The organism is Stenotrophomonas sp. (assembly GCF_050737575.1).
Classification (GTDB): domain Bacteria; phylum Pseudomonadota; class Gammaproteobacteria; order Xanthomonadales; family Xanthomonadaceae; genus Stenotrophomonas.
Genome location: NZ_JBOHXW010000001.1, coordinates 559,293 through 584,536 on the forward strand (window position 1 = coordinate 559,293; position 25,244 = coordinate 584,536).

General features: G+C 61.5%; 25 protein-coding genes. 6 read left to right on the forward strand and 19 right to left on the reverse strand.

Features of this window, described 5'->3' with window-relative positions; all coding sequences use genetic code 11:
- Positions 1-2: 2 nt before the first annotated feature.
- Genes ACREP4_RS02575 through ACREP4_RS02595 form a run of 5 tightly spaced genes read right to left on the reverse strand, consistent with a single transcriptional unit; the run spans position 3 to position 6,163 of the window.
- On the reverse strand, positions 3-3,560 hold the full coding sequence (locus ACREP4_RS02575) for a pilus assembly protein (protein WP_431594625.1): 3,558 nt from the start codon (positions 3,558-3,560) through the stop codon (positions 3-5).
- 11 nt (positions 3,561-3,571) lie between these two features.
- Complete coding sequence (locus ACREP4_RS02580; RefSeq protein ID WP_431594626.1) at positions 3,572-4,129, reverse strand: pilus assembly PilX family protein; 558 nt, start codon at positions 4,127-4,129, stop codon at positions 3,572-3,574.
- Positions 4,126-5,145 (reverse strand): prepilin-type N-terminal cleavage/methylation domain-containing protein, encoded by a 1,020-nt coding sequence (locus ACREP4_RS02585; protein ID WP_431594627.1) that lies wholly within the window; start codon positions 5,143-5,145, stop codon positions 4,126-4,128. The genes ACREP4_RS02580 and ACREP4_RS02585 overlap by 4 nt, the downstream gene beginning before the upstream one ends.
- Positions 5,142-5,588 carry a type IV pilus modification protein PilV gene (gene pilV / locus ACREP4_RS02590; protein ID WP_431594628.1) on the reverse strand — a complete coding sequence of 149 codons (447 nt, stop codon included), beginning with the start codon at positions 5,586-5,588 and terminating at the stop codon, positions 5,142-5,144. The genes ACREP4_RS02585 and pilV overlap by 4 nt, the downstream gene beginning before the upstream one ends.
- Positions 5,588-6,163 (reverse strand): GspH/FimT family pseudopilin, encoded by a 576-nt coding sequence (locus ACREP4_RS02595; protein ID WP_431594629.1) that lies wholly within the window; start codon positions 6,161-6,163, stop codon positions 5,588-5,590. Before ACREP4_RS02595 ends, pilV begins: the two co-directional genes overlap by 1 nt.
- 115 nt (positions 6,164-6,278) lie before the next feature.
- On the opposite strand from ACREP4_RS02595, the gene ACREP4_RS02600 reads away from it, so the two are divergent.
- On the forward strand, positions 6,279-7,298 hold the full coding sequence (locus ACREP4_RS02600; RefSeq protein ID WP_431594630.1) for a sensor histidine kinase: 1,020 nt from the start codon (positions 6,279-6,281) through the stop codon (positions 7,296-7,298).
- Between the two features lie 200 nt (positions 7,299-7,498).
- On the opposite strand, the gene ppnN is transcribed toward ACREP4_RS02600, so the two are convergent.
- The 5 genes from ppnN to grxD all read right to left on the reverse strand — a co-directional run bounded on the left by ppnN (position 7,499) and on the right by grxD (position 14,104).
- A complete protein-coding gene (gene ppnN, locus ACREP4_RS02605; protein ID WP_431594631.1) occupies positions 7,499-8,887 on the reverse strand; it encodes a nucleotide 5'-monophosphate nucleosidase PpnN in 1,389 nt (462 codons plus the stop codon).
- Positions 8,888-8,998: 111 nt separating this feature from the next.
- Complete coding sequence (locus ACREP4_RS02610; protein ID WP_431594632.1) at positions 8,999-12,235, reverse strand: TonB-dependent receptor; 3,237 nt, start codon at positions 12,233-12,235, stop codon at positions 8,999-9,001.
- 218 nt (positions 12,236-12,453) lie between these two features.
- On the reverse strand, positions 12,454-13,047 hold the full coding sequence (locus ACREP4_RS02615) for a YhgN family NAAT transporter (RefSeq protein ID WP_431594633.1): 594 nt from the start codon (positions 13,045-13,047) through the stop codon (positions 12,454-12,456).
- Complete coding sequence (locus ACREP4_RS02620) at positions 13,044-13,760, reverse strand: SDR family NAD(P)-dependent oxidoreductase (protein WP_431594634.1); 717 nt, start codon at positions 13,758-13,760, stop codon at positions 13,044-13,046. The genes ACREP4_RS02615 and ACREP4_RS02620 overlap by 4 nt, the downstream gene beginning before the upstream one ends.
- A gap of 23 nt (positions 13,761-13,783) precedes the next feature.
- Entirely contained in the window at positions 13,784-14,104 is a 321-nt protein-coding gene (grxD, locus tag ACREP4_RS02625) for a Grx4 family monothiol glutaredoxin (protein ID WP_431594635.1), read from the reverse strand.
- Between the two features lie 120 nt (positions 14,105-14,224).
- On the opposite strand from grxD, the gene ACREP4_RS02630 reads away from it, so the two are divergent.
- The gene (locus ACREP4_RS02630; RefSeq protein ID WP_431594636.1) at positions 14,225-14,803 is read left to right on the forward strand and encodes a superoxide dismutase; all 579 of its coding nucleotides are present in this window, start codon (positions 14,225-14,227) and stop codon (positions 14,801-14,803) included.
- 87 nt (positions 14,804-14,890) lie between these two features.
- Here ACREP4_RS02630 and ACREP4_RS02635 read toward each other — a convergent pair whose 3' ends face one another.
- The 3 genes from ACREP4_RS02635 to purE all read right to left on the reverse strand — a co-directional run bounded on the left by ACREP4_RS02635 (position 14,891) and on the right by purE (position 16,938).
- Entirely contained in the window at positions 14,891-15,226 is a 336-nt protein-coding gene (locus ACREP4_RS02635) for a carboxymuconolactone decarboxylase family protein (RefSeq protein ID WP_431594637.1), read from the reverse strand.
- 69 nt (positions 15,227-15,295) lie between these two features.
- A complete protein-coding gene (locus ACREP4_RS02640) occupies positions 15,296-16,438 on the reverse strand; it encodes a 5-(carboxyamino)imidazole ribonucleotide synthase (RefSeq protein ID WP_431594638.1) in 1,143 nt (380 codons plus the stop codon).
- Entirely contained in the window at positions 16,435-16,938 is a 504-nt protein-coding gene (gene purE, locus ACREP4_RS02645) for a 5-(carboxyamino)imidazole ribonucleotide mutase (protein ID WP_431594639.1), read from the reverse strand. The genes ACREP4_RS02640 and purE overlap by 4 nt, the downstream gene beginning before the upstream one ends.
- Positions 16,939-16,997: 59 nt before the next feature.
- On the opposite strand from purE, the gene ACREP4_RS02650 reads away from it, so the two are divergent.
- From ACREP4_RS02650 to ACREP4_RS02665, 4 genes are all read left to right on the forward strand, one after another.
- A complete protein-coding gene (locus ACREP4_RS02650; RefSeq protein ID WP_431594640.1) occupies positions 16,998-17,267 on the forward strand; it encodes a Trm112 family protein in 270 nt (89 codons plus the stop codon).
- Entirely contained in the window at positions 17,267-18,124 is an 858-nt protein-coding gene (gene nadC / locus ACREP4_RS02655; protein WP_431594641.1) for a carboxylating nicotinate-nucleotide diphosphorylase, read from the forward strand. The genes ACREP4_RS02650 and nadC overlap by 1 nt, the downstream gene beginning before the upstream one ends.
- Before the next feature lie 114 nt (positions 18,125-18,238).
- A complete protein-coding gene (locus tag ACREP4_RS02660; protein WP_431594642.1) occupies positions 18,239-19,237 on the forward strand; it encodes a DUF2272 domain-containing protein in 999 nt (332 codons plus the stop codon).
- Positions 19,238-19,351: 114 nt separating this feature from the next.
- Positions 19,352-19,702, forward strand: a complete 351-nt coding sequence (locus ACREP4_RS02665; protein WP_431594776.1) for a DUF3301 domain-containing protein — start codon at positions 19,352-19,354, stop codon at positions 19,700-19,702.
- Between the two features lie 341 nt (positions 19,703-20,043).
- On the opposite strand, the gene ACREP4_RS02670 is transcribed toward ACREP4_RS02665, so the two are convergent.
- From ACREP4_RS02670 to ACREP4_RS02695, 6 genes are all read right to left on the reverse strand, one after another.
- A complete protein-coding gene (locus tag ACREP4_RS02670; protein WP_431594643.1) occupies positions 20,044-20,484 on the reverse strand; it encodes a ClpXP protease specificity-enhancing factor in 441 nt (146 codons plus the stop codon).
- 122 nt (positions 20,485-20,606) lie between these two features.
- On the reverse strand, positions 20,607-21,245 hold the full coding sequence (locus ACREP4_RS02675) for a glutathione S-transferase N-terminal domain-containing protein (protein ID WP_431594644.1): 639 nt from the start codon (positions 21,243-21,245) through the stop codon (positions 20,607-20,609).
- 138 nt (positions 21,246-21,383) lie between these two features.
- Complete coding sequence (locus ACREP4_RS02680; protein WP_431594645.1) at positions 21,384-22,127, reverse strand: cytochrome c1; 744 nt, start codon at positions 22,125-22,127, stop codon at positions 21,384-21,386.
- Positions 22,120-23,379, reverse strand: a complete 1,260-nt coding sequence (locus tag ACREP4_RS02685; RefSeq protein WP_431594646.1) for a cytochrome b — start codon at positions 23,377-23,379, stop codon at positions 22,120-22,122. Before ACREP4_RS02685 ends, ACREP4_RS02680 begins: the two co-directional genes overlap by 8 nt.
- 2 nt (positions 23,380-23,381) lie before the next feature.
- Positions 23,382-24,002 (reverse strand): ubiquinol-cytochrome c reductase iron-sulfur subunit, encoded by a 621-nt coding sequence (gene petA / locus ACREP4_RS02690; protein ID WP_431594647.1) that lies wholly within the window; start codon positions 24,000-24,002, stop codon positions 23,382-23,384.
- Positions 24,003-24,174: 172 nt separating this feature from the next.
- Positions 24,175-25,101, reverse strand: a complete 927-nt coding sequence (locus tag ACREP4_RS02695; RefSeq protein WP_431594648.1) for a lytic transglycosylase domain-containing protein — start codon at positions 25,099-25,101, stop codon at positions 24,175-24,177.
- Positions 25,102-25,244: the final 143 nt, after the last annotated feature.

A 25,244-nucleotide genomic window follows, 5' to 3' on the forward strand; every position in this document is an offset into this window, starting at 1 on the left:
GTTCATTCCGGCAGGATCTCACGCCAGCTGATGCGACTCGCTCGGCCACCAGCGGGTGGATTGATATCCTCACTCTGAGTTTCTTTGCCACCGCCACCGCTGATCGCACTACCGGCACCTTGACCGGTACCCACGGTCACCAGCGTATCGGTCACGTTCACTTCTGTGGGTTGCCCTCCCTCTACGCCCACCGAACCGATGACCCCGGAATTTCCATCCTTGTCGGTCAAACCAGTGGAGTCGGTGAAGTAACCACCACTTTTCGGGCTGGTGCCAGTGAACAGGTTGATGGCATTGATAAAGCCCCTGCCGTTGGCGCCGGTGCAGTCCACTCCCGTTGCCGGAATCACCGAGGTCAGATACATCGCCGAACCGTACACCGTCGGGGCCGAGGTCACCCGCTCCGGCACCGGCAGATCGATATACCAGCCCTGTTTGCTACTGCTCAGTGCGGAATACGCCTCAAAGCCACGCGCGTCCTGGCCTGTCTTGGTCTTGCCGGAGAACGGGATGGTCCGCGCTTCCAGATCGGTACGGCTGCTGATGGTCGAATTGGAATCGACAATGCCGTAGATACTCTGCACCTGCGAGGGTACGTTCGGGTCATCACCGGGCACGTCAGCGTTGGAGATGAAGCGGCCGGTACCGAAGCCAACAAACACCTTGCCCGACGTGTCGCGGCCCACCGCCAAACCACCAGTGATCGGCTGCGGCTTGTTCTGCGGATCCTTGGCCTGGAACAATTTGACCGCCGCCGTCGGGTTGGTACCTTCGAAATTCCAGCGCCAGATGTTGCCCTTCAGGTCGCCGCCATACACAACGTCGATCTTTCCGTCGCCATTCAAATCGGCCATACCAGTAGACATCAGCCCGTTGCCGGTGCCCGCATCAGCCACCAGCTTGTGGGTCTTGATGATCGAACCACTTGCAGAAAGTTCGTAGGCATACAGCACGGCCGAGCCATTGGTGCTGTCAATGCCGTTCGGCACCAACGCATAGGTCTTGCCCGCGTTGCCATTGCGAATGCGAACCGCACCAAACACGTAGCCCATGTCCGCATCCGGATCGCTGCCACTGTCCGGGGTCTGGAAGGTCTCATCCCATAGCACGTCGCGGGCGGACATCCTGTCCGGAGCGGTCACATCCAGCGCGAACACGCCACGACCACCACGCCCCAGCGCCCCCACCAGGATGTTCTTGCCATTCCCCTGGTTGGCACGACTGATTACGTCGATGGAACCATCGACAAAATAGCGATGCTCATAGTCCGGCGAACTAAGCGTGGCCATGTTCTTGAAATCCAAGCCCTTGGGCACATATGAAAACAGGACCTTGCCGTTGTCCGTCCTCAAGGCATGCAGCATGCCGTCGTTGGCACCGACAAACACGGTACTGGCATCCACTTCACCCACGAAGGCAGGGGAAGAATCGATGATGTCACCCAGCGGGTAGGCGCGTTTGCGTAGCGTTCCGTCTTTTTGACCTTCTTCCTTGCTCTGATCGCCACGCAGGTAATCGATGTTGTCAGCGGCACCGACCGATGCCGCTGTTCCGGTTGCCGCGCGCGCAAACACGCTGGACGAGGCAAGTGCGTTATTGAACAGCTGAGCCGTACCGCCAAAGCTGGTCAATACCGTGCGCTCAGCGAATTTGGCATTGACGCCCCCAGTCGCAAAGGTTTTCGACAACGTCCACAACGGCGTACTCGACACCCCGGTCAAGGCCGCATTGAAGGGGCTGGCGGTCATGTCGCCAATCCAGGTGCCGGAGGTGAAGCCGGCCACGAAGGTCAACGTCGTCGATTCGGTTTTGGTCGAACTGGACGCAATGTTGGAACCGGACGCACTACGTGCAGCGATGTTCTTCAGCGCTTCATCCAACGCATCGGCGAACTTGTCGGTATCCGTGGCCACCACGAAGCTGCCCTTTCCGTTGAGGCTCGCGTGCCACAGGTCATCAATACGTTCCGCGCCAGCATTTTTGATAGGGTCCGGCCAGGTGGTCGGTGGCGGCTTGGTCGGGTCATATTTGCCCTGCAGACCAATGGAGATACCAAATGTCACCATGTTCTGCCACGTTTTCTCCTTGTCATCGTTGGCCAGACCCGGCATCAGATCCGTCTTCCAATAGTGGTACGCCACATCGGCAAGCGTGTCGCTGTAGTCATCACCGTATGTGCTGCCCTTGTCGGCATTACCCACCTTAGGACTGTAGCCGCCAGCACTATTGTCCTGATTCCAATAGCCGTCGGTGGTCAACAGCGCGTAGTTCTGACGACAGGCCAACATATTGCCAGTGCTGTCCTTCCAGGGATCATCGGTACTGAAGTAGCGCCCAGCTCGCTGCAGTGCGCCGTGCAGGGGGGTATTACCCGACGCACCTGCGCCCTGTAGTCGATCATAGAAATTCTGGCGATTATCAAGGTCAAATAGACCATCATTGGTTTGGTAGGGAATCGGATAAGCCGGAATCGCCCCTCCCACACTTTCGGATCTCCCACCTCGATTCCAAATCGTGTCAAAACCGACTCGGAAGTTCTGACCCAAGCGCCCAAAGGCTTCAGACGCACCGGCTTTGGCCATCTTATTGCGCGTACGATGGTATTGGTACCAATTAGCGAAATTTTTCAGCTCATCCAGTTGCGCGCGCGGCGGGAGAATATTGTTATTCAGATCCTTCACGGTGCGCGGCGGGGTCGCATCTTCCCACTTCTCAGCAAAAGCGGTGTAGCTCAGATTCGCTGCATTCCGGTTGCCTGCGTTGTACACCCGGAAGCTGATGTTCGCTGGCGGCGAAACATAGTTAACGCTTTCCACGCTTGAGCCATTCTCACTAACGTAACGCGCCGTACCACTGCAATTATTGTTTGAATATACGTACAAATCGCCGTCACCATTACCTCCACCGAATGTATTGATGATCACCGTCGCGCCCGCCCCCGCCACATTGAGCGTGATGCAGGACGACCATCTCCCGCTACTGATGGAGCTAAAAGACGAAGACGCCAGTTGCTTGCTCGCCGTTCGCCGTTGTACGACCCCACCTGCAGACGACGTACTGGTAGCGATGGCGTACTTATCATAATCCGCCGCTTTCGAGGGAACGGTGATATTCGGCTTGGGTATATAGAAAAACGAATCTTCCTTGTCTCGCAGATCCAACGAACCGGCCACCTCGGTCAATGAGGTAGCCACTTTCTTGAAGTCGGCCGCTGCCAACCTATCATCCAACTTGGCACTCGAGGTCCGCCAGGGCAGATAGCTTTTGTCCGGGTTGTAATACAGCGTATTGGTCACATAAGAGCGATCATTGATGTTGTCACTCAACAACGAACTGCTGTCATTTGGCATCCGCAGATAGCCCATCGACCCGGAATCATCCAGGATCATCAGAATATTCGGCGGAATCGAATCACCACCGGTCAGCAGCGGGTAGTTCGGAAACGAGGTCGTATCAGCGGCCTGCGCGGAGGCTGCCGCCATCATCGACACCAGTGCTACGCATGTGCCAATACGAAAGCGCTCAGCCAGGTCACGATTGGAATGAGAATTGGTTTTCATGGCGTGCCCCATCAGCGGCGATACAACGATTGAACAATGACCTCGGCACCCGAAGGGGTGGAGGCATACGCGGTAATGCGGTAGACGCTCTGTTCGGCAGTGCTGATGCAGGCTTTGGACACATCAACGCAATCCGATGCACCGCCACCACTAACCGAAGTACCAAAGTCCTCAATCACAAACAGGGGCGAAATCGAGACCGCTCCATCAGCGCTCTTCACTGCGACACCGGTTTGATATTGACCACCCGTGGTCCAGAAATTACGCGCGTTCCACGCTGGCTCATCAGCAGGGTCTGGCGTGGCACAGCGGCCCTTGTCGCAACCAGAAGGTGGAAAGGTGATGGTAGAGGCGTCACGCACAACGATTTCCGCCTGCCGCAAACCAGCCTCAGCCACCTGAAACGCCAGTCCGCGTGAAATCGTATTGGCTGCCATACGTTCCTGCATGATGGCCCCGCGCATCGAGGCCAGACCCAATAGGGTGATCACGATAAGCAACATCAGCACCACGATCAGCGCCGCGCCGGACTGCCTTTGCCGCATCGAATGGGAATACATCGTCTTCATTGGATGTCGTCCTGATGGTTCCGCAGCACGATGAAATCCTCCATGGTCCGTTGCAGCACGGCACCGCCCTCACCCTTCACGTCACCCGCTGCCATCGCCCCGCGTTGTGCCTGAAAAGTCATCGCGAGATGAATTGCGGTCACCAGCGACCAGTTGCCTCCGCCAGCCACCGTTGCGGCATCCACATAATTGGTAGCGTCGCCCACCTTGTAACGCACGGTCATGGCAGTGATGCCTTCTGCGATTTCACTACGACCGCCCTGCGCGGTGCGATACAGCGAGGTTCCCCCGCGTCCGTTGTCTTCCACCGTCCAACTCGCCTCATACGGCGCCACCACAAATGCGGGCGAACGGCCGATACCACGCGGGCAGGCAAGCGAATCCGCAGCAGTCGGCACGCGCGGAACGCGGAAGCAATAACCAGGGCCGGAAACCGTTTCGTCGCACTTGCCGGCATCTGGCGCCGTCGTGAGTCCTGCCCCGCAGTTGGTGCCGGCGGCATGCTCCACCGTCGCACCGGAAATAGCAGTCGCCTTGAAGGCAATGGCATGGTCACTGTTGCAGGCCATCAATTGCTCGCCTGCCGTCAGCTTGTCCACGGAGCTCAAGGTCAGTGCGTTATCCGGTCGGGAATGCTCGGTCACCCGGTACTGCTGGCCATTGGCAAGGTACAAGGAAACGAAATCGCGCCCACCCGCCGTACCGCCGAACACACCATTGGCAAAACGATCCCAGAACTGCGAATCCGGCGCAGTAATCTGCACCGTGATCGGATTGGCGGCGTTAAAGCGCGAGCACGGGTTCACACCAGCTTCGCGAATGTCACGCGCAATCAACTCAAACGCGGCTCGCTGGTTTTCCTGAATGCGATTCACTGACTCGCTCGCGCCGTACACGCGTCGATTCGACATGAAAATACTGCCCGCAGCAGCGACCACCAACAGGCCCAGTAACAGCGCCACCATTAATTCGATCAGCGTAAAGCCCCGCTGACGGGCACCCATATTGGCGTTCATAGCTGACTGGCCACCTCAACCCGCTCCTCCTCAATACCACCCGTGGCACGCGTATCGTTCCACTGCACGCCCACCGTGCAAGTCATGGTGTCCGCAATGCAGACCACGCGGCCCTTCGCATCGGGCGCGACGGTCTGTTTCAACCCGCTCAGCCATGCATCCATGCTGCCCGGGTCACCCGTGTTCTCGCCTTCGACAAAGATATTGGTGTTGTACTTACCCAGGTTGTCGCGATCGGCGCGAATGATGTCCATCATCGAATACACCTGCACGGCCGCCTGCGTCCGACTGGCCGAGCTACCGGTATTCTTCAAGGTAATGGCCTGCAGCGCAGCGATACCCAGCACGCCGATTGCCAGCACCAGCACGGCAACCATCACTTCGATCATGCCGATGCCGCGATGTGCGGCCGGGCTGAAACTGAAACGTCGATTAGCACCCATCAGATATCTCCCGGAGCGGAGCAGTCCGCACCCGCCTCACGCCTGGCGCTGGTAATGCGCACCACTGCAGCAGAAATGTCCACCGCGTTCTGCCCACTCAGATCCGCCGCACACAACGAAATAGTGCCACTGCTTTTGGCGCCTACCTGGACAAAACCTGACGGCGTAAAGGTAATGCGCGTGTTGCCGCCTGTAATGTTGGGGCTGAGCTTCAAAGCCACCTTCGGATTCGCCGCAACCGAACGCAGCGTTGTAGAGGCGCCATCCTTGGTTGAGAACACAATCCACTGACTGCCTGCAGCACCCGAGCAGGTCTTGCCGTCATTGCTCGGACAAACGGTCGTCGGCAGCCGGCGTGAGATCGCCTCGGTACGGGCAACCTGCAAGGCAGCGATCATTTCGTTGCCGCTGGATACCAAACGATTGTGGCTGATCATCTTGCTGAAACTGGGCGCAGCAATGGCCGCAATGATTCCTGCCACCGCCACCGTGACCATCAGTTCGACCAGCGTAAAGCCCTTGCCAAAGCGCTTCCCAAGCGCCCTTACGCTCCCCGTCGGCATATTCCCGACCATGCGCAAGCTCCCCAGATTGACTAAGCTGACACGCTAAGCCAGCCCCGCCCGCCAGTCACTTACAGACCGATGGACGGCACTTCGCCCACGACCAATGGCAACTTGCCCTCCGCCCATGCCAGAACAGCCTACCCTCACGCCGCTGGACACCCTATGGAAGGCGCCGGCGATCATCTGGACAATCCTGGCCGGCGAAGGCCTTGCCATCATCCTAGCACTGGCGCCGGAACATAACGGCAGCCGCTGGGTACTGTTCGGCGCCCTGTCGCTGATGGTGCAGTGGATATCACTGTCGTCGCTGGGCGCGTTGTATCTGCTGCGCAACCCGCTGTCCCGGTTGCCGCCCACCTGGATCGCCAACATCGCGCTGCTCGTACTGGTTGCCTGCAACCTGCTGGTCTGCACCGCAAGCTGGTGGGCACTCAAAGGTCTGCTGCCCATCTCCTCGGAGAACTGGCTGCCTTCACTGCTCCGCTTCACCTCGATCATCGTCACCTTCGGCTTGTTGGGCCTTGCGGCTTTCCAGAACCACTGGCGCCTGCGCCAACTGGCCGTCCGCGCCAAGCAAGCCGAGCTGGAGGCGCTGCAGGCCCGCATTCGTCCCCACTTTCTGTTCAACACACTCAACACCGGCGCCGCACTGGTTCACCAGCGGCCGGAAGATGCCGAGCGCTTGTTGCTGGACCTGGCCGATCTGTTCCGCGCTGCGCTGGCCGGGCCGCAGGAAATCCCGCTGGCCGAGGAAATCGCACTCTCCAGACGCTACGTGGAAATTGAAGCACTGCGCTTCGGTGATCGCATGCGCATCCACTGGGAGCTGCCCTCGCCGCTTCCGCAACTGCAGGTGCCCACGCTCTCGATCCAACCACTGGTCGAGAACGCGATCCACCACGGCATCGAGCCGTCCGCCGAGGGCGGCGACATCCGCGTCACCGTTGCGCAGAACAAGCAGCAGATCATCATCACGATCGAGAACGATCTGCCCGCAGCCGGCGCCCGACCACTGCGCACCGGCCACAAGGTCGGCCTGGAATCAACGAAGGCGCGCATCCAGGCAATGACCAACGGCGAAGGCGACGTCACTACGCGCATCGAGAACGGAAGGCACATCGCCACCGTCACCCTGCCCGCCTGAAGCCGCCGCACACAAAAGCCGCGACGCATCCACGTCGCAGGCTGGGATGAAACCCCAGCATCGCAAGGCCAGCGCAAGCAGAAAATCCGTTGACCGGGCGGCCCCATCGCTTCGCGACTTACGCCACACCTCAAACCGCGTAAACCAACCCCCTTCGCATTGCACGAAGGGGGATTTCAAAAAAACTTACTTCAGCGAGGTCAAGCCACGACCTGATAGCACGGGCGGTATTCACCGGAGATCTTCATGCGGCGCTGCTCGACAAACGCACGCAGCAGCGCGTCCAGCGCCTGCATCATTTCAGTGTCGCCATGAATCTTGAACGGGCCGAATTCTTCAATGCGGCGCATGCTCTCTTCCTTGACGTTACCGGCAACGATGCCGGAGAACGCGCGTCGCAGATCCGCCGCCAAGTCCGGCGCCGGACGCCCCTTGTGCAGATTCAAACCCGCCATCGCTTCGTGCGTCGGCACGAACGGCTGCTGGTATTCCAGCGGAATTTCCACCTGCCAGTTGTAGAAGAACGAGTCACGCTGCGCCAAGCGGAACTCGCGCACCCGCTTGATGCCCTGCGCCATCTTGCGCGCCACGACTACCGGATCGCCGACGATGATTTCGTAACGCTCAGCTGCCTTGTCACCCAAGGTCAGACGAATGAAACGGTCAATCTGCTCGAAGTACGGCGCAGCAATCGCCGGGCCACTGAGGATCAGCGGGAACGGCAGTTCCTTGTTTTCCTCACGCAACAGAATGCCCAGCAGGTACAGGATTTCCTCCGCCGTACCAACACCGCCCGGGAACACAATGATGCCGTGACCAAGGCGCACAAACGCCTCAAGACGCTTCTCGATGTCCGGCATGATCACTAGGTGATTCACGATCGGATTCGGTGACTCGGCCGCGATGATGCCCGGCTCGGTGATGCCGATGTAACGCGTATTGGTCTTGCGCTGTTTGGCGTGCGCGATGGTCGCGCCCTTCATCGGGCCCTTCATCGCACCCGGGCCGCAGCCGGTACAGATGTCCAGCCCGCGCAGGCCCAACTCGTAACCCACCTGCTTGGTGTACAGATACTCGTCACGCGAGATCGAGTGACCGCCCCAGCACACCACCAGATTCGGATCGCTCGGCTGCAGGATGCGTGCATTGCGCAACACACCGAACACCGCATTGGTGATGCCGTCCGACGTCTCCAGGTCCGATGCGTACTCCGGGCCCAGCTCGATGGCCATGTACGCCAGGTCGCGCACCACCGAGAACAACAACTCGGCGATACCGCGAATGATTTCGCCGTCAACAAATGCCGCCGACGGCGCATTGCTCAGGTCGATGCGAACGCCACGATCCTGCTGCGTCACCTGCACATCGAAATCCGGATACAGATCGCGCGCCGCGCGCGGGTCATCCGAGGCACTACCACTGGTCAGCACGGCCAGCGCGCAACGGCGCAGCAACTCGTGCATACCGCCGCCCGAGGCGTCGCGCAGCCGCGCCACTTCCGTCCGCGACAGCACATCCAACCCGCCGCGCGGGTAGATACGCGCATCCTGCACCGGCAGCGCCCTCGCTGCCCCCTCAATCTTGGTCATTTCCACTTCAACTCCTTCTCATTGGCGATCGACTTTAGCGCTGCCCCCATGAAAAGGAAAACGGCCGGGTTGCCCCGGCCGTTTTCGGTTTACATCCGATCAATCAAACGATCAGAACTTGTACTTCAGGCTCAGCATCATCGACCAGCGCGACACGCCCGTGTTGCCCTTGTCGTTGTTGTTTTCCTGGATCGAAGCGTTGTCGGTCTTGCCGGTGAAGTTGTAGATGTACTTGCCGGTTTCCGGGTCAACACCACCATAGTTGGCCACGCGACGGGTCGCGTAGAAACCATAGTCGTCGATCAAGCCCCACTTCTTGTTCAGCAGGTTGCCGACGTTCATCACGTCCAGCGCGATCTCAGCCTTGTGACCCTGGAAGAAGCCCGGGATTTCCTGGCTGATACGCACGTCGAAGCTGTTGACCCACTTGGCGCGGTGCGAGTTGGCCGAAACGACCTGGCCCTTGTAGCCAGCCAGCTCCGGGTTCTTGTCCAGCCACTCGAAGAACGACTGCTCCATAGCGGCGTCCTGCTGGAACTTACCGCCCACGACCTTGCCGAACAGCACATCGCCGTAACCCGACGGCACGTAGAACAGGTCGTTGGTACCTGCGCCGTCACCGTTGGCATCGTTGTAGAAGATGTAGCTGTACGGACGACCCGAACGGCCTTCATAGAACAGACCGACGCGGGTAGCGTTGTCACCGAAGAAGGCGTGCTTCCACTCCAACGTACCGGTCACACGGTCCTTGATCGCATAACGCGAGTTGTAAGCCACGTTGTCGTTGGCGTTCAAGCTCAGCGTGTTGTTCCAGTTCGAGGTGTTCTGCGAGCTGGACAGCGGGCTCACTTCCTTGGACTGGGTATAGGTGTAACCCAGCGACCAGCCCCAGTTCTCGGACATCGGCTTGGACAACGAGAAGGTGGCCTGCGAGCCGCTACCCTTGTCGGTATTGCGCAGCAACAGCACATCGCCGATATCGCTCGGACGGTTGGCACGGTTGCCAGCACCATTGCTACCGTCTGCGATGCCGTAGTTCACGCCCTTATCGACGCGGCCGTTATTGGCATCCAGGCCAGCAGCGTTCCAGTAGATCGCACGACCATCCTGGCCATAGGCCGTCGGAGCCATCACATCCAGGCGCTCGAAGTACAGACCGTCCTTGACCTTGGTGAACAGCAACTCAGCAGAAGCCACGACGCCGTACCACGGCAGTTCGTGATCAAACGCCAGGTTGGCCTTCCACACCGATGGCAGGCGGGTGCCCGGCTCGATCAGGTCGACGTTCATACGCGCAGTGGCCGGGCCACCTGCCGGGATGTACGGATTATTGCCATCCGGGGTAAAGATCGCGCCCGGGTTGCGCTCGTCGTACTCGATGTAGTTCAGACCCGTGTTCTGGTAGGCACCGGCCAGCCAAACGTTCGGGGCCATACCGCCAAACAGGCCCACGCCGCCGCGCAGCTGGGTCGGACGATCGCTATCGAAGGTGTAGTTGAAGCCAACGCGCGGCTGCACCAGATTGGTATCAACCAGCGTGGTGTTGTTGTAGCCGTACAGTTCTTCGATACGCGGGTTGTACAAGCCCTGCTTGCTGTAGCTCGGGATGTCGATACGGACACCGAACATCAGGCTCAGGTTGTAGTTGATCGCCCAGGTATCCTGCACAAACACGCCGGTGTTCTTCAGCGTGAAATCGGCCGGGATATCCGACCGCGAACCGTCAGCACGCGGAGCGCGCAGCTGGTAGCGAGCCGGCTTGTTTTCCAGGAAATCATTCAGGCTGTTGAACTCGTACACACCGTTGAGGTTACGGCCGTAGAAGTTGGTCAGGTCGTTCTTCGAGTAATCGAAGCCGAACTTGACGGTGTGGTCACCGACGTACCAGGTACCCGCACCGAAAGCACTCAGTTCCTTGCTCTCGACGATGTTCACATGGGTGTTCTGCTCGGTACCCAGGTAGAGCGAGTCATTGCCGAACTTGATACGGACCTGCGGCATGTTGACCAGCGGCACGCGGTTGGCCGAGTAATCCTTATGCGACACCTTGAACTCGGTCGAGAAGTTCTCGGACCAGTCACTGAACAGTTCACCCATCCAGGTTTCGTATTCGGTCGGCTGCTGGTACCAGAAGTTGCTCAGCGAAATTGCGCTGCTGCTGACCTGCGGGAAGCGAACAACGTTCTGCTCCATCTTGTTATAACGCAGGGCGGCACGGTGGTTTTCGCTGATGTTCCAATCCAGCTTCGCCGCGTACTCTTCAATCTCGGTGTTGTTGGCCTGGGAGACCAGGCTGCCGGGGTTGTAACCCAGGCCGTTCATGTAGTCCTGCACCTTCGTCACGTCGGCAGTGCTGATGGTGCCCTTGCCGATCGGCGTATCGCCGAGGCTGATGCCCGCAGCCGAACGCTCATACTTTTCGTAGTTGGTGAAGAAGAACAGCTTGTCCTTGATGATCGGGCCACCCAAGGTCATGCCGTAGGTTTTCTCGTCTTCAAAGCCGTTGAACTTTTCGCCACGCAGCTCTTCGCGGACCATATCCTTGTCACGGTACGAACCATAGATCGTGCCGTGGAATTCATTGGTACCCGACTTGGTCACGGCGTTGATCACCGCACCGGTACCGCCTGCAATGGTCGTGTCGTAGTTGGCCAGGTCGATATTGATTTCCTGGATGGCGTCCATCGACACCGGCTGACGCTCGGTCGGCAGGTTGTTGGAGCCGAGGCCGAACGGATCGGAGGCACTGATGCCGTCGATGCGAATGGCGTTGTAACGGGTGTTCTGACCACCGGCCGAGATCGCGCCGTCAGCCTTGCTGACCTGCGAGATGCGCGGATCCAGACGGATGTAATCCTGGATGTTGCGGTTGGCCGAAGGCAGCGCATCCATCATTTCGCGGGTCACGTTGCTACCCGAACCCATTTTGTTGGCGCTGAAAATTTCCGAACCACCACCGACAGCCAGAACCTGCACGGCTTCCAGGTTGGTCGCAGCCAGATCACCAGCCAGCGCTGCGTTGACAGTGTTGACCTGATTCAGGTTCAGGTAGACACCCTCTTCGGTCTTGGTGCCTTCGCCCGACTTGATGATGGTGATGGTGTACGGGCCACCAACGCGCAGGCCGCGGGCGTTGTAGCGACCAGCCGCATCGGTGGTCGCACGGCTGACCGTGCCCGACTCGACGTGGGTGATGGTGACTTCGGCGCCAACAACCGGCTGACCGCCGTTGTTGATGACCTGACCGCCGACGCCGGCGGAGGTGCTCTGGGCGAAAGCCGGTGCGGCCGTAAGGGCGACAACCAGGCCAAGAGCAAGCTTGGACATCCTGATGCGTGGGTGATTCATAGGTAGGTAGCCTCGAAACGAGTGGCGATTGAGAAAAAACGCGATCCTTCAGCCCCGGGGTCAACCGGGCGCCTGATCGGCTTGAATCTGGGGGTCCCTTACCGAAGCGGTTGCAGCCGCAACGGTTAAGATAAGGTTAACACGGTAGTGACTGTTTATGACTGGAATAAGACAGTCATGCTGCAACGCGGCAAGACAAAAACTGCCAAATCAATCAGTTAATGGATTGACTCGAGGTAGGCAGCCACCCCGTCCAACAGCATCTGCACGGAAATCGCGACAAGCAGCATGCCCATCAGCCGCTCCAGCGCGATCAGCGCGCGGGATCCCAGCAGCTTGTAGAGCAGCGTCGCCGACATCAAAATCGCTGCTGTGGCGCCCCACGCCAGCAGCAACGCCAAACTCCAATCCCCCAGCCGATGCGGCTCGTTGCTGCCCATCAGCATGACCGCTGCCATGCCGGACGGCCCCGCCACCAGCGGGATAGCCATCGGCACGATAAATGGTTCGCCATCAGGCACCGCCCCCATCAGGCCTTCCGGCCGGGGGAAAATCATGCGGATGCCGATCAGGAACAACACGATGCCGCCGGCAATGGCCACCGACTCCTGCCGCAGATGCATGAGCTCCAGCGCATAGCGGCCAGCCCACAGGAAGGCCATCAACACGCCCAGCGCAATCAACAGCTCACGGATCAGCACCACCCGCTGCCGCTTGGGCGTCAGCGGTTTGAGCAGGCTCAGGAAAACGGGAATATTGCCCAGCGGATCCAGGATCAGGAACAGCATCAAGGCTGCTGACAGGATGGTCACGCCGGCAGTTCCAGCACCCTCCCCCGCCACGGCGCGCCGCTGGCCGCCAGCAATTGAACGCAGGCCTCGGCGTAGTTCACCGGGTCGACCGCCACTGCATCCTCTTCGTGGGTAAATGCGCGCGCGCGCAACCCGGTGCGCATCGGCCCCGGCTGGAGGCCACTGACCCGGACCGGGCCGTTGCTGAGTTCGTGATGCAGGGAATCCAACAGGCCCCGCAATCCGTATTGAGCGACGCCGTAACCCCCCCAGTAGGCTTGGCCGACTCGCTGCGGGTCGTCCAGCGCAAAGACCACGGCGGCATCGTCGCGTTGCCGCAACAGCGGCAGGCAGGCCTGCGTGAGCCAGGCGCGGGCGGTCAGATTCACATGGATGGCGCGCGCGAACGCGGCCGGGTCACCAAGCGCGAACGGCGTCAGACCCGGAAAATTGGCCGCGCAATGCAGCACTCCGTCCAGCCGCCCCAGCTCGGATTCCAATCGCTCGGCCAGCGCTGCGTAGTCGTCCGGGCTGGCGCCTTCCAGATCCAGCGGATAGAGCAGCGGCTCCGGCCCGAGCCGGGCGGCGCTGTCATAGACCCGGTTGAGCTTGGCGACCTTGCGCCCCAGCAATACCACTGTGGCGCCTGCGGCCGCGCAAGCATTGGCGGCCGCAGCCCCCAACCCTCCTGCCGCGCCCGCCACCAACACCACCCTGCCACTCAGTTCCGGCATCCCGGCACTCCGTGGCTGCGCACTCACGCTTGACCGGCCTCGGCGACGATGCGCTTGAGTTCACCGGATTCGAGGAGCTCCAGAATAATGTCGCAACCGCCGATCAACTCCCCATGCATATAGAACTGAGGGAAGGACGGCAGGTTCGAGTAACGCGGCAGATTGGCGCGCACTTCGGGAAACTCCAGCACGTTGACCGTGCGTAGATTGATCGCACCGGCGGCCAACAAGGCCTGCACCGCACGACTGGAATAACCACACATCGGGTACTGCGGCGTACCCTTCATGAACAGGACGAGGGGATGTTGTTCCACCTCCGCCTGGATTTGCTCCATCACCGGCATTCAAATTCTCCCTGCTGCTGCGAAAGAACGGCCTGTCCTGGTCGGATAGACTTTCCGTGGCCGCCAATTGTAAGCCGAGCCGGCCCACTCCCGGCGCCCTCACCTCGAAAAGAATGTCCCATGCCCGTAGAACTGCCTGAATTGCCCTATTCCCGCACCGCGTTGCAACCGCACATGTCGGCCGAAACCCTCGACCTGCACCACGGCCGCCATCACCGCGCTTATGTGGATGCAGTCAACGCGCGCATCGCCGGCACCGAAATGGACGACATGCCGCTGGAGGACATCGTCCGCAACAGCCAAGGCAGTTTGTTTGAGGCCGCCGCACAGGCATGGAATCACGCATTTTTCTGGCAATGCCTGCACCCGCGCGCAGGCGATGACCCACACGGCGCACTCGCCGAACGCATCAATCTGCAGTTCGGTGATGTGCAGAAGCTGCGCGAGGAATTCAACCGCGCCGCGATGGCCGTTTTCGGCTCAGGCTGGGCCTGGCTGGTGCAGCACCCGGACGGCAAGTTGGCCATCACCACCACGCGCAACGCCAATACGCCACTGACCGGCGACAGCACGCCGCTATTGACCTGCGATGTGTGGGAACACGCGTATTACAGCGATTACCAGAATGAGCGCGCGCGCTATCTGCAGGCGTTCTGGAAACTGGTCAACTGGGATTTCGTCAGCGCACAGTTGCGCTGAATTGCGTAGCGCCGTTGTGCCGAGGTCAGCACAACGGCATTGTCAGTAGCGCCTCAGCGCAGCATGGCTGCGCTCTATCGCGCGGACTCAATCATGGGCGGCGACCGCGTCCAGCACGCGCGCCGAATACACCAGCGCAGCGCCGGCATTCAGTGCAACCGCAACGCCCAGCGCTTCGGCAATTTCCTCGCGACTGGCGCCTTGTTTCAACGCTGCATCGACATGCGTGGTGATGCAGCCATCGCAGCGGGTGGTCACGGCGACGGCCAGTGCAATCAGTTCGCGGGTTTTGCCGTCCAGATGCGCGGTCTGCGCACCCGCTCCGCTGAGCGTGAGATAGCCCTTGAGGGTATCGGGCGACAACTTGCCCAGCTCGCCGATGCGGCCTTTCAGTTCACGGCGGTATTCATTCCAATCCAACATGGGACGTCTCCGGTTGAAGTGCCGGAGACGTTACGCCCGAGGACCTTATGGCGGTGTAACGACTGCGCCTCAGCGGCGCAGCGTTTCCAGCACCGGCGCCACCTGCTCCGGAACACCCAGCGCAGCACCAACGCGTTCCAGCGCATCCGCCAACGCCGTCGCCGAGTCATCACGCAGGTTCGCGTGACCGACCTTGCGGCCTTCGCGCGACTGCTTGCCGTAGTCATGCCAATGGCCGCCCGGCTCAGCCAACACCGGACCGGCATCCGGCATCTGCCCGATCCAGTTCAGCATGCAGGCATGGCCCAGCATGCGGGTGTCGCCCAGTGGCAAACCCAGCACCGCGCGCAGGTGGTTTTCAAACTGCGAGGTTTCGGCGCCATCACTGGTCCAATGACCGGAGTTGTGCACACGCGGTGCCATCTCGTTGGCCAGCAGCGCATCGCCACGGCAGAACAATTCGAGCGCGAACACGCCGACATAATCCAGCCGCTCAGCCACACGACGTGCATAGGCGATCGCGGTTTCCTGCTGTGCAGTCGAAACCGTTGCCGGCGCCAAGCTCGCCGACAACACGCCGTCCACATGCCAGTTGCCGGTCAGCGGCCATGCGCGGAACTCACCATCGCGGCCGCGTACGGCAACGACACTGATTTCGCGATCAAACGCGACGAAGCCTTCCAGGATCAAACCGGTCTTTTCGACCTGCGCACCCAGCACCTGCCACGCGGCGTCGATATCGGCGGCATTGCGGATACGGAACTGGCCTTTGCCGTCGTAGCCAAGGCGACGTGTCTTGAGAATGCACGGCATGCCGAACTCAGCCACCTTGGCAGCCAACTCGTCGCGGCTGCGGATATCGGCGAACGGCGGCAGCGCGATCCCCAATTCTTGGAACAAGGTCTTTTCGCTCAGGCGATCCTGCGCCACCGCCAATGCGGCCGGGTTCGGAAACACCGGCTTGCGCTCTGCCAGCCAGCGCGCGCTGGCAGCCGGAACGTTCTCGAAATCGAAAGTGACCACATCCACCTTGGCGGCAAATTCAGCCAACGCGGTGGTGTCATCGAACGCCCCCACCTGCAGCGGCGCGACTTGCCCGGCGCAGGAATCTGCCGCGGGATCGAACACCACAAAGCGCAGGCCCAGCGGGGCACCGGCCAACGCCATCATGCGGGCCAGTTGCCCGCCGCCCAGGATGCCTACCGTAGTCATTGGCGCGGGTCGTCCGCAGCCATCACATCGTCGGTCTGGCGCGTGCGGAATGCCTCAAGCGCCTGACCGATGGTCGGCTGTTCCGGTGCCAGCATTGCGGCGGCAAACAGCGCGGCATTGGAGGCACCGGCGTTACCGATAGCGAAGGTGGCGACCGGAATACCGGCCGGCATCTGCACGATCGACAACAGCGAATCCATACCGTTCAGCGCCTTGGACTGCACCGGCACGCCCAGCACCGGCACGGCGGTCTTGGCGGCCAGCATGCCCGGCAGATGCGCGGCACCACCGGCACCGGCGATGATCGCGCGCAACCCGCGCGGACCGGCCTGCTCGGCGTAGGTAAACAGTACGTCCGGCGTGCGATGCGCCGAAACCACCTTCACTTCATACGGAACGCCCAGCGCATCAAGCTTCTGGGCAGCGTGCTGCATGGTTTCCCAATCGGAACGGGAACCCATGACGATGCCGACAAGCGGCACGGAGGGGTTGGGGGTCATTGGCCGTCACCTGCTGCAAAGACGTATTCTAGCCGCCTTCCCCGCAAGACCACGACCTGATGGATCGCAAACTGCTCGACCTGCTTGTCTCCCCGGACACCCGCCAGCCGTTGGCCCAGCTGGAAAGCGCTGGCCTGGACGCGCTGAACCACGCTATCGCCGCCGGCACTGTCAGCCGCACCGACGGCACTGCCCAGACCGAGGCGCTGCGCGAGGCCCTGGTCACCCGTGACCGCAAACAGGTGTTCCGCGTCGAAGACGGCATCCCGGTGCTGCTGGCCGATGAGGCCATCGATACCGCGCAGATCACCGATTTCCCGGGCAAGTAATGCTGCCGCACCCGCCGCTTGCCCCGCCGCAGGAACAGATCGACGCCGATGTCGCCCGCGCCCTGGCCGAGGACATCGGCAGCGGTGACGTCACTGCCGCCCTGCTGCCCGACAGCGCCGACATCGCCTATCTACTGTGCAAGCAGGATGCGGTGATCGCCGGCCGGCCGTGGTTCGACGCCACCCACCGCGCGCTCGACCCGGACGTACAGATTCACTGGCGGGTGCTGGAAGGTGACGCGGTCAAGGCCGGCACCGTGCTGGCGACCCTGCAGGGCCGCAGCCGCAGCCTGGTCAGTGCCGAGCGCACCTCGCTCAATTTCCTGCAGACCCTGTCTGGCACTGCCACGATTACCGCGCGCCATGTGGCCGCAGTGGTTGGCACCAAGGCGCGCATTCTCGACACCCGCAAAACCCTGCCCGGCCTGCGCCTGGCGCAGAAATACGCGGTGCGTTGCGGCGGTGGCGACAACCACCGCATCGGCCTGTTCGACACGGTGATGCTCAAGGAAAACCACATCCGCGCCGCCGGCTCGCTCACCGCCGCCGTGCAGGCCGCACGCGCGCAGCAGCCGCAGTTGCCGCTGGTGGTGGAAGTGGAAGACCTGCAGCAGCTTGAAGAAGCCCTCGCCGCCGGTTGCGAACGCATCCTGATCGACGACTTCACCCCGGCCATGCGCCGCGATGCCGTGCGCATTGCTGCCGGACGCATTCCGCTGGAGGTCTCCGGCAGCGTTGACCTGGTCGGCCTGCGCGCGATTGCCGAAGACGGCGTGGACTGCATATCCATCGGCGGTCTGACCAAGCACGTGCAGGCCATCGATCTGTCACTGAAACTCGGCCCGCCACCGGGCTGAGTCTTCATCGATGCCACCGATGCAGCGTTACCGCGCGCACTTCCTGCAGCCGCGCTCACGGCATCCACACAACCTCAACTGCAACACTCCCCCTGCACCCCCGCGGAGTCCGATGTGGCGTACCGATCCTTGTTGTGCGGCCTTGCCCTGTTCGTCCCCGCCTTCTCCGCTGCGGCGGTCGAGGCCTGCGACATTCCCGTGCGGTTCGGCGTCAGCGAGGCGGCCAAGGCCATCGTCCGTGCCGCCTGCGACGAACATCGGCTGTGGTATCGCCCCTTCATTGACCGCGATGGCCGCATCGCCAGCCTCGGCGTCACCGAAGCCGAATCCGAACACCTGGCCGACAACGGCCTGATCGCCTGGCAGCGCGTCGCCGGTTATTGGCGTGAAAGCGGCACGTTGTCGCCGATGGGCGCCATTCCCGGCGCCACCAGCTGCATGCAGTCGGCAGGCAACCGCTACACCGACAGCGACTGCCGTGCGTTCCTGATCGACAACCCGTGGTCGGCGGCTTTCATCTCCTGGGTAATGACCCGCGCCGGCGTGCCGGGCTTCAATCGCTCACCGCGCCATATCGACTACATCCGCGCCGCTTATCAAGGCGGCGCCAACGGCTCGCCCTATCGCCTGGCTGATCCGGGCGCCGAGAAACCTGCCCCCGGCGACATGCTGTGTTTCCTGCGCAACCGCAGCAGCACGTTGAACTACGCTGGATTGATCGAAGCACTGGGCACCGGCCGCGCCGGCAACTGGAAATCGCATTGCGAAGTGGTCATCGGTGCCAACGTCGGCGGCGACCGCACGCTGTATCTGGTCGGCGGCAACGTCGCCAACTCCGTGGTGATGCGCAAGCTGACACTGGATCGCACCGGCCTGCTCGAACTGCCCAAAGCCAACAACACGCAAGCCACGGCTTCGATCACCGAACAGGGCTGCTCGCCTGGCCACGAGGAGGAGTGCAACCTCAACCGTCAGGACTGGGCGGCACTGCTGAAGCTGACCGCCACCGCTCCGGCACCTGCTTTGGCGCCCGAGCAAGCACCTGCATCCCAGTCCGCAACGCCGTTGCCGCCACTGTCGGACGAGCCGACCCCTGTACCGCCCACACACTGACAGGCTCCGGCCGCTATCTGCGGAAGTGCTGTGCCAATCGCCGTCGCTTCAATGTCCGTTTTTGGAACGAAATGATGCTGCGCCAAGGGCGATGGGATGCCCTACAGTATCGGCATGCCTACCCTGCTTATTTTGATGATCGTCGGTGCGATTGGTTTTGCTGCCTGGGATCGATCCCGCGCCGCCGCTGACCGCGCCACCGAACTTGGCCGCAATGCCTGCCGCGCGGCCGATGTGCAATGGCTGGACCAGAGCGTGCACGCCACCGGCCTGCGCCTGCGCCGCCTGCCCAGCGGCTGGCTGGGCTTCGAGCGCAGCTTCCGCTTCGACTATTCCTACGACGGCGTCGACCGCCATACCGGCCGCCTGGTGCTGCGCGGCGGCCAGCTGATCTCTTTCACCGGCCCGTCGGCCGCCCAGATCGGCCGCCTGCGCAAGAGCACGGAAGAAGCCGAGGACGTTTGATTCCAGCGTCGCTGTGGGCGCGGCTTCGGCCGCGCGCTGGCGATGCCGCCCGCGTCGGAGAGGGCTGCCATCAAGTGATCTGCAATTGCGGGTGCTATTCGAGCCCGCAAACCAATAGCTTCGCGTCCAAGGCCGTTCCTACAGTGGCTCTGCAACCTTGGTAGGAGCGGCTTTAGCCACGAAGCTCGCAACGTGACAACCATTGCGAAGGCCAGCGACCAGGCATTCCACAACTGCGAATGCAGCGCGCGCACGGAGCCTCCGCTTCGCGACTTATGCCGTTCCTCAAATACCGTTCCTCCAACGAAAACCGCCACCTTTCGGTGGCGGTAGCGAGCGGATTACTTGACCACGCGCAGATGCGGGCGCTTGCCTGCCGGTGGCGGCGGTGGTGCATCCGGCGGCGTGGAATCAGGCGGCAGATCGTCATCGACGCTCAATTCGGCACCCGGAATATCGTCCGGCAGCGCCATGCCCTGTCCGGTCTCACGCGCATACACGGCCAGCACCGCTGCAATCGGCACATGCACCGCGAAACTGGTCCCGGAGAAACGCGCAGTGAAGCTCACCGCATCATTGTCGATATGCAGGCGCATGACCGCCCGCTCGGCAATGTTGAGCACAACGCGTTCTTCCTTGACCGCAGTAGGTGGCACCTGCACACCCGGCACGCCGGCATCGACCATCAGGTGCGGTGTCATGCCGTTGTCGTTGATCCACTCCACCAACGCCCGCAGTAGATACGGGCGATGGCTGCTCATACGGAAAGTTTCTTCAGTCATGTGACAAGTGTACTTGGCATTGATGCATGAACGCCGCCCTCAGGCGGCGTCCGATGATCCGACATACAGCCGGCATCCATGCTTTTGGGTGTCACTGGCCGCCGCGATGACGGCCTGACAACTCAGCCGCCGGGCAGCTCGCGCAGCTTCCTTTCCTGGTCGGTCAGACTGCGGACGAAGCCCGGATGGCGGAACAGGCGATTGCCATAGTCCTCGATCGGCTTGCCGTCCTTGGGCAACGGAATGCCCAGCGACTCCAGACGCCAGATGATCGGCGCAATCGCGCAGTCAGCCAAGCTCATTTCCGGATTGAGGAAGAACTTGCTCGCCTTGAACAGCGGCACCGACTGCGCCACCAATTCCTTCAAGCGCTTGCGCCCCGCCTCGGCCTGGGTTTTGTTGCCCAGTTGGATGGCCTGCACCTGCGGCACCCAATCGTGCTCGATGCGCAGCATCGCCAGACGCAGGCGCGCGCGCGACAGCGGATCCACCGGCATCAACGGCGGATGCGGGTAACGCTCGTCCAGGTATTCGCTGACCACGGATGCCGCATACAACACCAGCTCGCGCTCAACCAGGGTTGGCACGGAATGGTAGGGATTGAGGTCGATCAGATCTTCCGGCGGATTCTGCGCGTCAACCGGCACCAAGTCGTAGTTCACGCCCTTGGCCGCCAGCACCAGCCGCACACGATGGCAAAGCACATCGTCGTTGGCAGAGAACAAAGTCAGGGTATTACGCATACGCACACTCGCCGCCATCAAAGGCTCTCCAACGGCCGGAATCCGCCAGCCTTGCGGCACCACCGGCCCATTGCCTGTGGTTGCCTCGGTCCTCTGAGTGTGCCAATCGGCAGGCACTGTTGCCAAGGCCCCCGTTCACTCGGCTTGCCGCGCCGCTCAATGAACGTCTTTCCAATACTCGGCCTTGACCAGATAGGCCAAGAACGTCAGCAGCGCAAGGAACAGCACCACCCATACACCCAGACTCTGCCGCTTCAGGGCGGCCGGTTCGCCTGCGTACTCCAGGAAATTAGTGATGTCACGCACCGTCCTGTCGTATTCCCGCGCATCCACGTTGCCCGGCTGGCCCATCGTGAAGCCCACCACCGGCGGCTCCAGGCCTTCCTGCTCCGGCTTGCCGTGGATGGCGTGCTGGATGCCCTGCAGCTCCCACAGCGGGTTGGGCATGGACGCATTGGGGAATACCGAGTTGTTCCAACCCAACGGCCGCGACTCGTCCAGATAGAACGACTTGAGGTAGCTATAGATCCAATCGGTGCCGCGCACACGGGCGATCAGACTTAGATCCGGCGGCATCTTGCCGAACCACTTGGTGGCTTCGTCATGCGGCATCGCCACTTGAATCTGCTCACCAAAAGCGGCGTCGGTAAAGTTGAGGTTGTTCATTACCTGCTCTTCGCTCAGGCCCAGATCTTCGGCCATCCGCGAATAACGCAGGTATTTGAGCGAGTGACAGGCCGAGCAATAGCTCATGTAAGCCTGCGCACCGCGCTGCAACGAGGCCTGGTCACCCAGGTCATTGCCCGCTTGCTGCAGCTTGCCGCCTTCAGCAGCCAAGGCCGACCCACCGAACAACACCGCGACGGCCAGTACCAGCCGCACCATCCACTTGTCAGTCATGCGTCGTCACCCGTTCCGGTACCGGCTTGGTGCTGTCGAGTTTTGTCCATAGGGGCATGGTGATGAAGAAGGCGAAGTACAGGAAGGTCAGTACGCGGCCCACCCAGGTTTCCCAGATTGCCGTGCCCGGGCCAGAGCCAATCACCATCAACCACAGGAAGCACACCACCAGCATGCCCAGCATCACCTTGGAAATCGGGCCGCGGTAGCGGATCGACTTGACCTTGGCCTTGTCCAGCCAAGGCACCAGGAACAGGATGGCGATGGCCGAAAACATCACGATCACGCCGCCCAGCTTGTTCGGCACCACCCGCAACATCGCGTAATACGGCGTGTAGTACCAGACCGGCTTGATGTGCTCTGGCGTCACCAGGCGATTGGCTTCGGTGAAGTTGTCATGCTCCAGGAACAGGCCACCAAAGGCCGGCGCGAAGAAGATGATGAAGGCCGCAAGCGTGAGCAGGAAGCCGACGCCAACCAGATCCTTGACCGTGTAATACGGGTGGAACGGAATGCCGTCAGCCGGCGCATTCGACGACCAGCGGTTGCCCTTGGGCCCCTTCTTGATCTCCACGCCGTCCGGGTTGTTGGAACCCACTTCGTGCAGCGCGCCCAGATGCAGCACCACCAGCAGCAACAGCACCAGCGGCAGTGCGATGACATGCAGCGCGAAGAAACGATTGAGGGTGGCATCGCCGGGCAGGTAATCGCCCATGATCCATTCGGTCAGGCCGTTGCCGATCACCGGAATGGCGCCGAACAGCGAGATGATGACCTTGGCGCCCCAGAACGACATCTGGCCCCACGGCAGCACGTAGCCCATGAAGGCTTCGGCCATCAGCACCAGGTAGATCAGCATGCCCAGGATCCAGACCAGCTCGCGCGGCTTTTTGTAGCTGCCGTACATGAGCCCACGGAACATGTGCAGGTACACCACGATGAAGAACAGCGAGGCGCCGGTGCTGTGCATGTAGCGGATCAGCCAGCCCCACTCCACGTCGCGCATGATGTATTCGACCGAGGCAAAGGCCTCGGCGGCGCTAGGCTTGAAGTGCATCGTAAGAAAGATGCCGGTGAGAATCTGGTTGACCAGAATCACCATCGCCAGCGAGCCGAAGTAGTACCAGAAGTTGAAATTCTTCGGCGCGTAATACTCGCTGACGTGCTTGCGATACACCGGCATCAGGCCCGGGGCACGCTCATTGACCCAGTTGGCGACGCCGGTGGCGGTACGAACAAGAATGTTGGCCATGCTCAGGCAGCCCCCTGCGGATCAACGCCGATGACGATGGTGTTGTCGTCCGTGTAATGGTGCGGCGGCACCAGCAGGTTGATCGGCGCCGGCACATCCTGGAACACACGCCCGGACATGTCGAAGCGCGACTTGTGGCAGGGGCAGAAGTAGCCGCCCTTCCACTGTGCGTCGTACGGCTCGGGGCGGATTTCGGCAACCATTTCCGGCGAGCACCCCAAATGGGTACACAGGCCGACCAGCACGGATACATCGGGCTTGATCGAGCGGTACTCGGGGTTGGCCTTGAGCACATATGCCGGCTGCTGATCCACGTTGCCGGACTCAGGGTCCTTCAAGCGGCTGTCCAGCGTTGGCAACGCATCGAGAATGGCTTTGGACCGTTTGACGATCCAGATGGGCTGGCCGCGCCATTCCAGGATCAGCCGTTGGCCTTCCTGCAGCGCGCTGATGTCTGCGGTCACCGGCGCGCCCGCGAGCTTGGCGCGAGCGCTGGGATTCCACGACTTGATGAAAGGGACTGCTGCAAAGCCGACGCCAACTGCTCCGACCACCGCGGTGGTCGCTGTCAAAAACCGCCGACGGCCGGTATTGACTGGATCGTTTACCCCATCGTTTGCCATCCGGCACTCCGATATTGATTAGGTAGCTTAAGGCTGCCAGCAGTCTGGTGGGGGCCAGCCCGCTCTGAAACAAATCGTTCGCGAGTGTAGCGGAACGCTTAACGCCCGCACAACGCGATCAAACACCAGTCCGCGCAATTTGTCACGGCCTGTTGCAACAGGAACAACCCGGTTACTGCCGCGAAGCCTGCTCGCCCCGGTAGCGATCAGCCAGCTGTGCCACTCGCCTGACGTAGTACTGGGTCTCCTTGTAAGGAGGCACGCCGCCATGACGATCCACCGCGCCTTCGCCGGCGTTGTAGCCCGCCGCCGCCAAGGTCAGGTCACCGTTGAAACGACGCAGCAACCAGGACAGGTACTGCACGCCACCACGGATGTTCTGCCCGCTGTCGTAAGAATCGGTCACACCGAATCGACGTGCGGTCGCTGGCATCAGCTGCATCAAGCCCTGCGCGCCGGCGCGACTGAGCGCGGTGGGATTGAACGCCGACTCGGCGTGGATGATGGCGCGGACCACCGCCTCTTCCACCCCGAACTCACGGGCGGCGGCGGCGATTTCGGTATTGAACGCTTGGGTGTTGAGGCGTACCGAACCAAAGTTCACGCCCGACTGCACGCCGCAGGCGAAGCAGCGCTCGATGTAGCTGTAATTGATCGTGCGTACCGCGCCGATGCTGGCCACCTGCGCCGGGCGGGCGCTGGTGTAGTGGCGCACGCCGTCCTTCATATAGGAGTAGACCTGCCCGCTGACCACGCGTTGCGCTCGGCTGGCCGGGGCAGCGGGTGCCGGTGTTGCGGCAACGGCGGGGGAGGCAATCTGGGCGGCTACCCTCGTGGGGCTGGCTTCGGCGTTGGCGGCGGCGCCCACCACGGGCGCTGACACGGGTACAGGCGCCGGTACTGGAACCGCAGGATGGCGCGCGCCGCCCGAGGAGGGGCGATAGCTGCTGACCACGCTGCAGCTGGCGCCGCTGACGCGCTTGTTGACGTAATTCGGAATTCCATCGCTGCCAATGCACTTGTACAGCGTGCCGGCACTGGCCGGCAGGGCGACCAATGCAGCAACCAGAATGCCGGTGATCCCCAATATCCCCTTCATGGGCGGGAGTCTCCCAGCTTCACCGGGGCTTGCCAAGTATTTGACGCCGCCGTTCCGCCCTTGATCGTCCCCGGCCGATACAATAGGCCGCTTCGATGCCGGCCCTTGGCCGCCAGCCCGCCCACCCGTCTGGAATAAGCACC

Coding starts and splice junctions, on each gene's coding strand:
- ACREP4_RS02575 (WP_431594625.1), bottom strand. CDS start 3,560: ATGAAAACCAATTCTCATTCCAATCGTGACCTGGCTGAGCGCTTTCGT.
- ACREP4_RS02580 (WP_431594626.1), bottom strand. CDS start 4,129: ATGAAGACGATGTATTCCCATTCGATGCGGCAAAGGCAGTCCGGCGCG.
- ACREP4_RS02585 (WP_431594627.1), bottom strand. CDS start 5,145: ATGAACGCCAATATGGGTGCCCGTCAGCGGGGCTTTACGCTGATCGAA.
- pilV (WP_431594628.1), bottom strand. CDS start 5,588: ATGGGTGCTAATCGACGTTTCAGTTTCAGCCCGGCCGCACATCGCGGC.
- ACREP4_RS02595 (WP_431594629.1), bottom strand. CDS start 6,163: ATGGTCGGGAATATGCCGACGGGGAGCGTAAGGGCGCTTGGGAAGCGC.
- ACREP4_RS02600 (WP_431594630.1), top strand. CDS start 6,279: ATGCCAGAACAGCCTACCCTCACGCCGCTGGACACCCTATGGAAGGCG.
- ppnN (WP_431594631.1), bottom strand. CDS start 8,887: ATGACCAAGATTGAGGGGGCAGCGAGGGCGCTGCCGGTGCAGGATGCG.
- ACREP4_RS02610 (WP_431594632.1), bottom strand. CDS start 12,235: ATGAATCACCCACGCATCAGGATGTCCAAGCTTGCTCTTGGCCTGGTT.
- ACREP4_RS02620 (WP_431594634.1), bottom strand. CDS start 13,760: ATGCCGGAACTGAGTGGCAGGGTGGTGTTGGTGGCGGGCGCGGCAGGA.
- grxD (WP_431594635.1), bottom strand. CDS start 14,104: ATGCCGGTGATGGAGCAAATCCAGGCGGAGGTGGAACAACATCCCCTC.
- ACREP4_RS02630 (WP_431594636.1), top strand. CDS start 14,225: ATGCCCGTAGAACTGCCTGAATTGCCCTATTCCCGCACCGCGTTGCAA.
- ACREP4_RS02635 (WP_431594637.1), bottom strand. CDS start 15,226: ATGTTGGATTGGAATGAATACCGCCGTGAACTGAAAGGCCGCATCGGC.
- ACREP4_RS02640 (WP_431594638.1), bottom strand. CDS start 16,438: ATGACTACGGTAGGCATCCTGGGCGGCGGGCAACTGGCCCGCATGATG.
- purE (WP_431594639.1), bottom strand. CDS start 16,938: ATGACCCCCAACCCCTCCGTGCCGCTTGTCGGCATCGTCATGGGTTCC.
- ACREP4_RS02650 (WP_431594640.1), top strand. CDS start 16,998: ATGGATCGCAAACTGCTCGACCTGCTTGTCTCCCCGGACACCCGCCAG.
- nadC (WP_431594641.1), top strand. CDS start 17,267: ATGCTGCCGCACCCGCCGCTTGCCCCGCCGCAGGAACAGATCGACGCC.
- ACREP4_RS02665 (WP_431594776.1), top strand. CDS start 19,352: ATGCCTACCCTGCTTATTTTGATGATCGTCGGTGCGATTGGTTTTGCT.
- ACREP4_RS02670 (WP_431594643.1), bottom strand. CDS start 20,484: ATGACTGAAGAAACTTTCCGTATGAGCAGCCATCGCCCGTATCTACTG.
- ACREP4_RS02675 (WP_431594644.1), bottom strand. CDS start 21,245: ATGGCGGCGAGTGTGCGTATGCGTAATACCCTGACTTTGTTCTCTGCC.
- ACREP4_RS02680 (WP_431594645.1), bottom strand. CDS start 22,127: ATGACTGACAAGTGGATGGTGCGGCTGGTACTGGCCGTCGCGGTGTTG.
- ACREP4_RS02685 (WP_431594646.1), bottom strand. CDS start 23,379: ATGGCCAACATTCTTGTTCGTACCGCCACCGGCGTCGCCAACTGGGTC.
- petA (WP_431594647.1), bottom strand. CDS start 24,002: ATGGCAAACGATGGGGTAAACGATCCAGTCAATACCGGCCGTCGGCGG.
- ACREP4_RS02695 (WP_431594648.1), bottom strand. CDS start 25,101: ATGAAGGGGATATTGGGGATCACCGGCATTCTGGTTGCTGCATTGGTC.